11 protein-coding genes are annotated in these 11485 nt (G+C 41.5%); 9 read left to right on the top strand and 2 right to left on the bottom strand.

Annotation, left to right across the window (positions count from 1 at the left end):
- Positions 1-6 precede the first annotated feature (6 nt).
- From HCJ54_RS12785 to HCJ54_RS12760, 6 genes are all read left to right on the top strand, one after another.
- Entirely contained in the window at positions 7-429 is a 423-nt protein-coding gene (locus HCJ54_RS12785; protein WP_187137922.1) for a hypothetical protein, read from the top strand.
- A 79-nt stretch (positions 430-508) separates the two neighbouring features.
- On the top strand, positions 509-655 hold the full coding sequence (locus tag HCJ54_RS12780; RefSeq protein ID WP_187137921.1) for a hypothetical protein: 147 nt from the start codon (positions 509-511) through the stop codon (positions 653-655).
- A gap of 196 nt (positions 656-851) precedes the next feature.
- Entirely contained in the window at positions 852-1445 is a 594-nt protein-coding gene (locus HCJ54_RS12775) for a hypothetical protein (protein ID WP_187137920.1), read from the top strand.
- Positions 1442-1801, top strand: coding sequence for a hypothetical protein (locus tag HCJ54_RS12770; RefSeq protein WP_187137919.1), 360 nt, complete (start codon positions 1442-1444; stop codon positions 1799-1801). The genes HCJ54_RS12775 and HCJ54_RS12770 overlap by 4 nt, the downstream gene beginning before the upstream one ends.
- 117 nt (positions 1802-1918) lie before the next feature.
- Entirely contained in the window at positions 1919-2467 is a 549-nt protein-coding gene (locus tag HCJ54_RS15510) for a hypothetical protein (protein ID WP_244966953.1), read from the top strand.
- Positions 2468-2654: 187 nt separating this feature from the next.
- Complete coding sequence (locus tag HCJ54_RS12760) at positions 2655-3113, top strand: DUF2247 family protein (RefSeq protein ID WP_187137918.1); 459 nt, start codon at positions 2655-2657, stop codon at positions 3111-3113.
- A 5-nt stretch (positions 3114-3118) separates the two neighbouring features.
- On the opposite strand, the gene HCJ54_RS12755 is transcribed toward HCJ54_RS12760, so the two are convergent.
- Positions 3119-3763, bottom strand: coding sequence for a hypothetical protein (locus tag HCJ54_RS12755; protein WP_187137917.1), 645 nt, complete (start codon positions 3761-3763; stop codon positions 3119-3121).
- A gap of 342 nt (positions 3764-4105) precedes the next feature.
- Between HCJ54_RS12755 and HCJ54_RS12750 the strand changes: the two genes are divergently transcribed.
- The gene (locus HCJ54_RS12750; protein ID WP_187137916.1) at positions 4106-4885 is read left to right on the top strand and encodes a hypothetical protein; all 780 of its coding nucleotides are present in this window, start codon (positions 4106-4108) and stop codon (positions 4883-4885) included.
- A 26-nt stretch (positions 4886-4911) separates the two neighbouring features.
- Positions 4912-5685, top strand: coding sequence for a hypothetical protein (locus tag HCJ54_RS12745; protein ID WP_187137915.1), 774 nt, complete (start codon positions 4912-4914; stop codon positions 5683-5685).
- Here the strand turns inward: HCJ54_RS12745 and HCJ54_RS12740 are convergent.
- Entirely contained in the window at positions 5682-6578 is an 897-nt protein-coding gene (locus HCJ54_RS12740) for a LysR family transcriptional regulator (protein WP_187137914.1), read from the bottom strand. The genes HCJ54_RS12745 and HCJ54_RS12740 overlap by 4 nt on opposite strands.
- A 197-nt stretch (positions 6579-6775) precedes the next feature.
- Here HCJ54_RS12740 and gltB point away from each other — a divergent pair, with 197 nt between their 5' ends.
- Entirely contained in the window at positions 6776-11371 is a 4596-nt protein-coding gene (gene gltB / locus HCJ54_RS12735; RefSeq protein ID WP_187137913.1) for a glutamate synthase large subunit, read from the top strand.
- Positions 11372-11485 lie beyond the last annotated feature (114 nt).

Raw genomic sequence — 11485 nt, 5'->3', positions numbered from 1 at the left:
GAAAAAATGAGTCTTATTGACATTTTAAGTAAACCAAAAGAAGATAAACAAATAAAATTAGATGAAATTGGGCGAATAAGAGATTTATTGGATTATGGTAATTTAGATATGGAAGAAGCCCTAAATACAATGAATCTATTGGCTGAAAATGTTGTTTTACAAGAAGATAATGATATTAAAGAGGCCATGTTAAACGCAATTTTAGAAGGAGAAAGTTCGTATGATTTAGATGTGGAAATTGATTTGAAAGATATCTTAGCCAATCTATCCATGTTTAATGACGAGTGTATAAGTTATATTTTAACGATGTTAGGCTACACTGGGAAGGAGGAATATAGAGAAATAATTCAGTCATTCAGTAATAATCCGAAATTATCCAGTGATGTAGAAGAAGCTTTATTAGAGTTGAACCACGCATTAAAAAAATGAATTAATACATTAGTCATAGAAAGGTTTTTCGTAAATTAATTAAACCAAGAGGGTTACGTACTCTCTTGGATACATAAGAATGACATCAAAACAAGCGACAGCTGCAGCGAAGAAATTAGGGAAAGCTTTATTAAAAGAAGTGGAGAGCGTTATATTGGATGAGCTTATAGCAATGTTGGAGTGTGCAATATCCAATAAAGACTTTGTCTGGATTGCAGATGAGTAAATAAAAGATGATGTAATTCATTCATAGACAAGAAGAAATGGTTAAAGAAAAATAATTTTAACACCAAGGGAAGTTTTATACTTCTCTTGGATACATAAAGAATGGACAGGTAAGATCAATGGATGGCGTGTTATTACCTAGATAAGATCAGTTTTACAGAAAGTGTGATTCATAAACAAGAAAGGAGCGGTTATCAGTGATAAATAAATTATTTCTATCCGTAAATGATCAGGATAGTCTAGAACTACATATACCAAGTACAGAAATTGATATTCACAGGTATGATGAAATCAAGATATTGCTAAAAACTCTTCACGATACCTTTACATTGTACAGTGATGATTTCATTATTGAAGCTATAGTGGCTCTAAAAAATCTTCTTGAAAAGGTATTAAATAACGAACTTGAAGTACCAGATTCATTATCAGAGCTAGAGATTGGAAGATTGAGCAATGATAGTTATCAAGATATAGAGGATGACTTGATTTATGAAGGCGCTAATTGGATTGGTACAAAATATAATGTATGGAGTACGAATAACCTTGAAACATGGCTATACAATAAAAAAGGAGAAATATATATACAAGTAACACCAGTTTACAGATGGCATTATGACGCGCCGAAAAGTAATGATAAATTCAGCTGCTATTCGCAATTTGTAAAAGAATATAAGATTATTTATAAAGCTAAAATAGAAAGAGACAACGCAATTCAGTGGTTAAATAAATGTAAAGAGATAATTAATATTATTGAAATGAATCAGAGGAAATCGGAGAAAGGAAGATTATGATGTCATATTTCATAGATTCTAATATTTATGTATATCCAGAATCTTTTCGGAAAATTGTAGAGTTAAATCTGGTAAATTTTGATCTCTGGTATCTATTAGAGTCAGAAGAAGTATCAAGGAGATATTATGATTTAAAACTTAGGTATCCCAAAAGAAATCTAGTGCCATTTGCTAAAAGAGATGATAATGATGATATTGTATGTTTTGAAATTGGAAAAGGAAACAGAGTTCAATTAGTCCATGATTTTTCTTCAGAAGGCTATGAGCAACGAGGAGAATATGAAGATTTTTGGTCATGGGTTAGAGTGGCGGTTAATGAAATGATAGAGTTTAATCGGGAAGATGGAATTGAGTGAACAGTAAGGCGTATTTGAAAAAAGCTACTCGATGCCTTTTCAGACTTCTTAAGTTCCAATAATGCTGAAAGAAATTCAATATTTTAAATTTGATTGAGGTGAGAGGGGATTTTACAAATGGAAGAGTTAGTCTTGGAAACAATAAACAGAATTTATCACAATAAAGATTATGATTTCTTTAAGCGGCAATGTGAAGCTGAATTAATTATCACAGACGATTTAGTTCGTTTAATCGAGTATGAAGAGTTTAAAGTTATGGTTCAAGATGTTGGGGTAGGACCTTCAATTAGATTTGCTATTGACTACCCAGAATTTGAGAAGGATGAAATGAAGGTTTCCTACAGTACGATGATTGATGTTTCAAAGATTATTCCTATTTTTTATGTTCAGCATGAATTTGAGGTAGAGAATATTGATGAAAATCGTATGGGGCCTGTGTTAGATGGATTTGGTGGACAGTCTTATACAATGAGTCAAGCTGATATATATGATAAAATCGTTACATTTTTGGAGAAGCAAGGCTATTCTGAGGTTTCATATGCAGAAATGGATATTGCGATTCCAGATATAAAAATGCCAGAAGATGTTTGGCTATTTGGGCCTCAATTTACAGTCCGAACTTGCTTGTTTCATGATATTCTAGATATTTGTGAGCTTTATGATTAATCTTATGTGGAGTATCGATATTTATATGCAGAAGAGCTAATATCCTTGTATCAAAGTATAGAAGATTGCGCTAGTGTAGACGCAAGGTGATATTTTATTTAGAGATGTGTTAGAAATCCTGCCTGATTAAAATTTGAGGTGAGCATAGATGAATTCATGCGACATAAAAATACAGTATGATTTTGCTGTGAAATTGGTAGTTTTAGATTGGAGTTTTATTCATTTCGGTATTAAAAATGGCTTCTTTGATGAAAGTGTTGCAATTGAATATGCAATATCGGAGGTAGAGGACGGAACAGTAACATTTGATAAGGTTTTAGAAATCAGCTTTTTGCTCAAAGGGGAATCGGTTTTTCCTTTTATTGAGGAATTGGCGAGTAGCGAATGCGTTCATGAAGACGAATTGAAAGAAAAGCTGCTATTCATCATAATGCAATGGTTGTTTGATACAAGACAGGAATTTGAAGATCCATTGGGAATGGTAGAAGAAATATACGCGGATTTTGATTATCCAGAGAAGATCGCGACAATTGTTCGATATATGCCAGGTTCTGAGGGAGAAACAGGTTTTGGAAAGGATAATCTTGAATTAAGATGGATCGAATATTTGGCTGAGGCGTGCGTTGAATATGGAAGGGAAAAGTAGAGACATCATTTCTTAAAACAACTAAAAGTCAGCCCAATATCCGAATTAATCTTGTTTGCAAGGAATAAATCTAAGTGAGAGTGCGGCAACGATTCTTCATATTCACTGTCATCGGTGTTTGATAAAAAGAAAATCATATCATTGTATAAATCAGTGTAGACGGTAGAACTTCCGCTGAGTAAAAGATAATTATTTACGTGATCTATATCTATTTTTATGCTTGTATCTTTATAGTAGTATTTGTCGTAAAAGACTTTTTCGGGTTCTAAAGTATAGTTTAGGCGAAATGATTCAGGCTTGATATACTTGATTTGGTTTAGCAGCTCTCTTAATTCCTTAAAACTGACTTGTTGTTTGCGATGCTTAATGATGATGTTCGTCGATTCCCAATCTTCTGGTGTTGAAATTAGTGGTGACTCCAGGTTTATGCCTTTTGGAGTTGGTATTATGAAGATTCCTGTTGTTGATGTGCTGAGATATTTTAATATACCGGCTAAATTGGTGTAAAATGATGAGGTTCCGCTAATCCAATAATCTGTCTTTTTATTGAGATACCATTCTTGTTGAAGGGAATCGGGAATATATAGATAAGTTTTTAAAGATTTGATGTAGTATTTTTCGCCTTGTAATGTGATTTTGATAATGTTCAACCCCTGAATGTGTTTTATCTTAGGGAAGAGCTAGCTCATGAATATATTTTACTACACACGTTTTAAATGAGCTAGAATTAAAAGGAGTGCTGACGCAATGCATGAATATCGAATTACAAAATATAATCCAAAGTATAGAAATGCTAAGGGAATTTTTGAACGAGAAGAATGAACCTCGTATTCTGACATTGGGCAAGTTTTTAATGGTACGAAATTAACAGCGAACGAAAAGTCCAATAATTCATGATTTTTCTTCGGAGGGATTTGATGAGCCAAAACCTAATATAATGCCAATGTAAAGGGAATAAGTCTTAAAAAATATTTAATAAAAAGGAGCACAAAATGCAAAGCAACCAAACAAAAAATAACCAATACCTGCTGAAAAAATGGATACCTGCAATCTTATCAGTGATTGCGGTTATTGCTATACTAATCTTGCTAATTGTAGTAAAATCAGATTTTCTGTATTTTTTTATCGCTATCATAGCTATTACAACGGGGTATGCGGTTATCATGAATAAATACCAATATCGAAAATACAAAGAAGCTTGGCTGAAACCAACAGCGACAGAGGCGGCGAATGCGATGAATCGGCGGCTTGTGGGGCTGAGGGATAAGAAACTCAAAGATGTAATTATGGCTGCCAATACTGGGATTGTTTGCTTGGTTTACGGAGAGCGTGATAAGGCGCTTACGATTATTGATAACTTTAACTGGGGTGCCACGACTCCATATCAGCATTCATTTAAGTATACGATGATTGCACTGGATAATTATTTGTATGCAGATAATCACCATAATGGCCTATTTGCCGCAAATAAAGCCAAGGAATTAGCTACGATTTCCACTAAATTTCCGGGATCAAAAGAGACTATAGCAATGTACAATTTGTATGTCGTCATTGGAAAAATATTGACTGAAGGTACCGCTAACGAAAGTTTAGCTGAATTAGAGGAACTATATCACGATTCGAAACCAAATAAAAAACCAAATATGATTGCAGAATGGGCGCTGGCAAACGCTTACTACGAACTTGGCGACCATGCCAAATCCGCCGAAATGCTAGAACGATGTAAAAAAACTGCCCCATTCGGCGTTATGCTACACAAAATAAAAGCTTAAATTTTAAATAACAAAGGGGCAGCGGAATGAAAAATAAACAAAAGACAAACAACGCATATTTATTAAGAAAATGGATATTTAGGATAATTTCATGGTGCTTTGGATTAGCTATTGTGACGTTCCTCTTTAGCTTAAACACTTTTATAGGGTATATGCTTGGAGGTCTAATTATCATCCCATATATACAGGCTGGAATTACAATTATATATCGTAAACGAAAGCATAAATCAACTTGGCAATATCAATCAGCGGAGGATGTTATCAAAGAATCTAATCGCAAAATGCCGAAAATTGAAGATGAACAGTATGCAAGAGTAGCGTCTGTCTATCAGGATTCTTTGGTGTACTTATTTTATGGAGAGCGTCAGAAGGTAAGTGCTGTGCTTGAAACAATCGATTGGAGTATTTGTGATTCCTATCAGCAGTCACTTAAATATATCATTATTACACTTGATAACTATCTTTATGAAGCTGGAAATTTCGAAGGCCTAGTGGCGGCAGAAAAAGCCAAGGAACTAGCAACTAGTATGGACTCTCCTTTAGATGAACGCGCGATAAGAACTCTTGATACGAATATTATGATTGGAAAAATATTAACGGAAGGCAGCTCTAGAGAATACGTAGTGGCATTGGAAAGGCTTTATTATGAATCCAAACCGATGTATAACCCAAATATAATTGCGGAATGGGCGCTGGCGATTGCGTACAAACAAATTGGAGAAGATACAAAATCCGCCAAAATGTTAGCACGATGCAAGGCTAGCGCACCATATGGCGTTATGCTACACAAGGTTTCCTAAATTACCCGATCTTCAAAATACCCCAACAAAAAATCACGGAACAGTGTCTCAGACGGCGACATGTTCCGTCTTTTTGTCGTGATTATCCCAACCGACCGCCGTAATTCCTGGTCCATCAACGCAATACTCCGCGTCTCTTTAAATATCGCCCCATCCAAAATCATCTCGGGCAAAATGCTGATGCCGAGTCCTGCACCAACCAATCCCTGAATTGTGTGGAAATCGCGGCTTTGAAAAATTGTCTCGAGTTCAATGCCTTTCATCCGCGCTGTATCTTCCACTAAATGATACAAATCGAAATCTTGCGGGTACAAAATAAATTTCTCGTCTGCCAAATCCTTGAGCGCAACGGAATGTTCCCCAGCTAACCGATGCCCACTTGGTACAATCAATCGCAACTTCTCATCAAAAAAGCGATGCGGCATAATCTCGTCATCTTCTTCTGGCACCGGCGATAAAAACGTCACATCAAGCGCGCCAGTCACCAACATCTGCTTCAAATCGCGATTCGAACCTTCCATAAAACGATACGTGATTCGCGGATACTTCTCCCGAAACGCAGAAATAACGGCGGGCAGAACTTTTGTAGCAATCGAGTTTGGCAGTCCAATCCGAATCTCACCAATCGTCGGATCCGCGTACTCCTCCACGATTGCCTGGGCTTTTTGCAATTCCTGTAGGCCGATTTTGGCTTGGCGCAAGAAATCCTGACCTACCGCTGTCAGTTGCATGTTGCGGCCAATACGGTCGAACAGCTTGATTCCGAGCTCTTCCTCGAGTTTCGTTATCTGTCTACTCACGGCAGATTGGGCGACGTGTAAATTTTCCGATGCTTGGGTCATATGTTCGACGCGCGCGACTTCAATAAAGTACTTTAATTGTCGTAATTCCATTGCTTGTCTCCGATCTATCTCGAAATGAGATTGTTTTATTCTATTATATATATTGTTTCGATAAATGAAAAGGATTAAAATAGACATTACACCAAAACGTTACAAACTAGAAATTAATGGGTAGAATATAGAACAGGATACATAATTATAACTTTAATTATCTGAAATCTTAAATAACGGCACGAGGAGGAATTAGGATGAAACAGACGAATATGCCTGAAAAACATGGGTTGTACGATCCGAAAAATGAACATGACGCTTGTGGTATTGGTTTTGTAGCGAATATTAAAGGGCGTTCTTCGCATAAAATTGTCGAGCAGGGAATTCATATGCTTTGTCAGTTGAAACATCGTGGCGGCGAGGTTGGCGGCGATACGGGCGATGGTGCGGGGATTCTTCTGGAAATTTCGGACGACTTCTTCCGCGATGCTTGTGCGCACATCGATATTGTATTACCTGAAAAGTATCATTATGCGGTGGGGATGTTTAATTTCCCACAAAACACGGCACAACGTAAAATTTTACAGGCGGCGACGGAGTGTTACATCGAACAAGAAGGGCAAACATTCTTAGGATGGCGCAAGTTGCCAACGGACGTGACGAAGGTTGGGCTGGGGGCGCAAAAAACGGAACCGGCGGTGTATCAACTTTTTATCGCGAAGGATGAGACGTTGGATGAGGAAGCTTTTGAGCGGAAATTATACTTAATTAGGAAACAAGTCGAGAATTTTGCGATGGGCGATGCACGGATTACGGAAACGTTTTATGTGCCGAGTTTGTCGACGCGGACGGTTATTTTTAAAGGGATGTTGACGCCGGAGCAAATTAATCAGTATTATTTGGACTTGGCGGATCCTGCTTATACGTCGGCTTACGCGCTGGTGCATTCACGTTTTAGTACGAATACGTTTCCGAGTTGGGAACGGGCGCATCCGTATCGTTATTTGATTCATAATGGGGAAATTAATACGCAGCGCGGGAATTTGAATTGGATGAAGGCTCGTGAGAAGCGCGCGGAATCGGATTTGTTTGGCGCGGATTTGGCGAAGCTAATGCCTGTCATTGATGAGGATGGAAGTGATTCGGCGACGCTTGATAATGCGCTGGAATTCTTGGTGCAGACGGGGAGGACGTTGCCTCACGCGGCGATGATGTTGATTCCGGAGCCTTGGGATAAAAATAAGGCGATGACGGATCCGAAACGGGCGTTTTATGAGTATCATAGTACGCTGATGGAGCCTTGGGATGGGCCGACGTCGATTTCGTTTACGAACGGGCGCGTGATTGGAACCATTTTGGACCGGAATGGCTTGCGTCCTGCGCGTTATTATGAGACGAAAGACCACACGATTATTTATTCTTCGGAGACTGGCGTTGTGCCTGTTGCGCCGGAGGAAGTGATCCGCAAAGTGACGGTTGGCGCGGGTACGATGCTGCTGATTGATTTGGAAAAAGGCGAGATTATTTCGGATGATGTGATCAAATCGGAGTTGACGACGAAAAAGCCTTATCGTGAATGGCTGGACGCGGAGTTGACGGAGATTGGGACGTTGACGGACAAGGATCGTTTGGAATATATTTCATTGAATAAGAAGGACTGCTTCAAGTTGCAGCGGGCGTATGGTTATACGCAGGACGAGCTCAGCAAAATCTTGATTCCGATGGTGACGGAGAAAAAGGATCCGATGGGGGCGATGGGTTACGATGCACCGCTTGCTGTGCTTTCATTCCGACCGCAGTTGTTGTTTAACTATTTCAAGCAATTATTTGCGCAGGTGACAAATCCACCGATTGATGGTTTGCGTGAGGAGTCAGTTATTTCGACGATGACGTTGCTTGGAAATGAGGGCAATATTTTAAATCCGACGGCGCAAAATGCGAACCGAATCCGTTTGGAGACGCCGATTTTGTCTCGGAAACAATACGCTTCGATTGCGCTTCAGAAGAAATTTGCGAAACCGACGGCGTTTATTAATGCATTATTTAGAGCGGAAGAAAAAGAGAATTTGGCGGAAGTACTGGATCGACTTTTTGCGGAAGCCGATGCGAAAATTGAGGCTGGCGCGGAGTTGCTTGTGCTTACGGATGACGGCACAAACGATGAGTTTATCGGGATTCCGGCGCTGCTCATGACGAGTGGATTGCATCATCATTTGGTGAGACGGGGTACGCGGATGAAGGTGAGCTTGATCGTGAAAACAGCGGAGGCTCGCGACGTGCATCATTGTGCGATGTTGGTTGGCTACGGTGCGGACGCGATTTTCCCGTACTTGGCGATCGATATGTTTGCGAATTTGATTAAAGATGGCCGGATTAAAGGTTTTACGGTCGATGAGGCGGAGTCGCGTTACATTCAGGCGATTACGGACGGGATTTTGAAGGTCATGTCGAAAATTGGGATTTCTACCGTGCAAAGCTATCGGGGCGCGCAGATTTTTGAAGCGATTGGTATTGGTAATGATGTGATTGCGGATTACTTCCCAGGAACGGCGTCGCAACTCGGCGGGATTCCGCTGGAAGTCATTGCGCAAGAGTCATGGTTGCGTCATCGCGAGGCGTTTCACGATATCGGTTTCCAAGAGTTCACGCTGAACACGGGTGGCGAGTATCAATGGCGCTCGAACGGCGAATATCATGTTTTCAACCCGCTCGCGATCCATTCTTTGCAACAGGCGACGCGTGAAAATAATCGCGAAACGTATGATTTATATTCCGATTTAATGCAGAATCAAAATAACGCCTTCCTTCGTGGTTTGCTGACATTCAATTCGCTCGGTCGCAAGCCGATTCCAATCGAAGAAGTCGAGCCTGCCGAAGCCATTTTCAAACGCTTCAAGTCGGGCGCGATGTCTTACGGTTCCATCAGTCAAGAGGCGCACGAGTCGCTCGCGATTGCGATGAACCGAATTGGCGGGAAAAGCAACAGCGGGGAAGGCGGCGAAAATCCAGACCGGTTCGAGCGTGATGCAAACGGCGATTGGCGTCGGAGTGCGATCAAGCAAGTCGCATCTGGTCGGTTCGGCGTGACGAGTCACTATTTGGTAAACGCCGACGAGCTGCAAATCAAGATGGCGCAAGGCGCGAAACCAGGCGAGGGCGGTCATTTGCCAGGCGAGAAAGTATATCCGTGGATTTCGAAAACCCGCGGATCAACGACGGGCGTAGGGCTCATCTCTCCACCACCACATCATGATATCTATTCCATCGAGGATTTATCCCAACTTATTTTTGACTTGAAAAATGCCAACAAAGACGCGCGAATTAACGTGAAACTCGTATCGAAAACGGGAATTGGCACGATCGCAGCGGGTGTTGCGAAAGGATTTGCCGACGTGATCTTGGTCAGCGGTTATGAAGGCGGAACAGGTGCGGCGGCGCGGAGCAGTATTCGCCATACAGGTGTTCCGTGGGAAATTGGCTTGGCGGAGACGCACCAAACGTTGCTGCTGAACGGTTTGCGTAATCAAGTGGTCGTGGAAACGGACGGCAAACTGATGACAGGAAAAGACGTACTAGTTGCCGCTATGCTTGGCGCGGAAGAATACGGTTTTGCGACGGCACCGCTTGTAACGCTCGGTTGCGTGATGATGCGCGTGTGCCATATGGATACGTGTCCCGTCGGAGTGGCGACGCAGAACCCAGAACTTCGTAAAAAATTTGGTGGTTCCGCAGATTACGTCGTGAATTTTTTCAACTTTATTGTTGCTGAAATGCGTGAAACGATGGCCGAACTTGGTTTCCGCAGCCTTGAGGAAATTATCGGGCACAAAGAATATTTGGAGACCCATGAACGCAAGGAATCGCATTGGAAAGCGAAACATCTCGATTTTTCCAATATGCTATACACGGACGAATTTTACCAAAAACAAGTCCAGTTCTGCACGAAAGAACAAGACCATAAAATCGACCAAACGCTGGATATGCGCGAGTTGAAAGCCGTTGTGGCGCCTGCGATTGAACGCGGTGAGAAAGTCACTGGACGCTTCCCAGTTCGCAATATTGACCGCGCGATTGGCACGATTACCGGTTCTTATATCAGCAAGAAATACGGCGCGGCTGGCCTCCCAGAAGATACGATCGACCTAACCTTCACGGGCGCGGCTGGTCAAAGCTTCGGTGCCTTCGCTCCAAAAGGCATGACGCTGCGCATTGAAGGCGACGCGAACGATTACTTCGGAAAAGGGCTATCCGGCGCGAAACTCATCGTATCACCAGACGCGAAAACACCGATTGTAGCGCATGATTCCGCGATTGTCGGAAACGTAACGCTTTACGGTGCGACAGACGGTGAAGCGTACATTCATGGAAAAGCCGGTGCACGTTTTGCCGTCCGTAACAGTGGCGCAGACGTGGTCGTCGAAGGAATTGGCGATAACGGCTGTGAATATATGACTGGCGGAACCGTGGTTGTCCTCGGCGAAACCGGTGAGAATTTTGCAGCAGGGATGTCCGGCGGTGTGGCTTACGTTTACGCCCCAGACCAAGCCCATTTCAACGCAAAAGTGAATCCAGAACTCGTGACGTGTCGAGGGATTACGACACCGCGCGAAGAACGGAAACTACGCGAACTTGTGGAAAATCACGTGCGCTATACTGACAGCGAATTTGCCCGCCAACTACTTGCAAACTGGGAACGCGAAATCACGAATTTCGTTTACGTCATCCCGAACGAATTTGAAATCATGCTAACCCGCATCGAAAAACTAGAAGGCGAAGGCCAAACCCACGATGCCGCGGAGTTACAGGCTTTCTATGAGCACAAAGACGGACTTTTAGTTGAGGTAAGCAAATAGGAAGCAGAATCCGCTCGTTCAGCTCTGAAAAAAACTGGAGCGGCCGAGATGAACGAATGCTCCTTTCGGTCGCACTCATATTGATGTTCTAAGAAAATAAAATACTTTTCTAAG

The sequence above is a fragment of the Listeria grandensis genome (genome assembly GCF_014322885.1).
Lineage (GTDB): Bacteria > Bacillota > Bacilli > Lactobacillales > Listeriaceae > Listeria_A > Listeria_A grandensis.
Note: the sequence above shows the minus strand (reverse complement) of the source record. Positions and strands in the feature narration are given on the sequence as shown.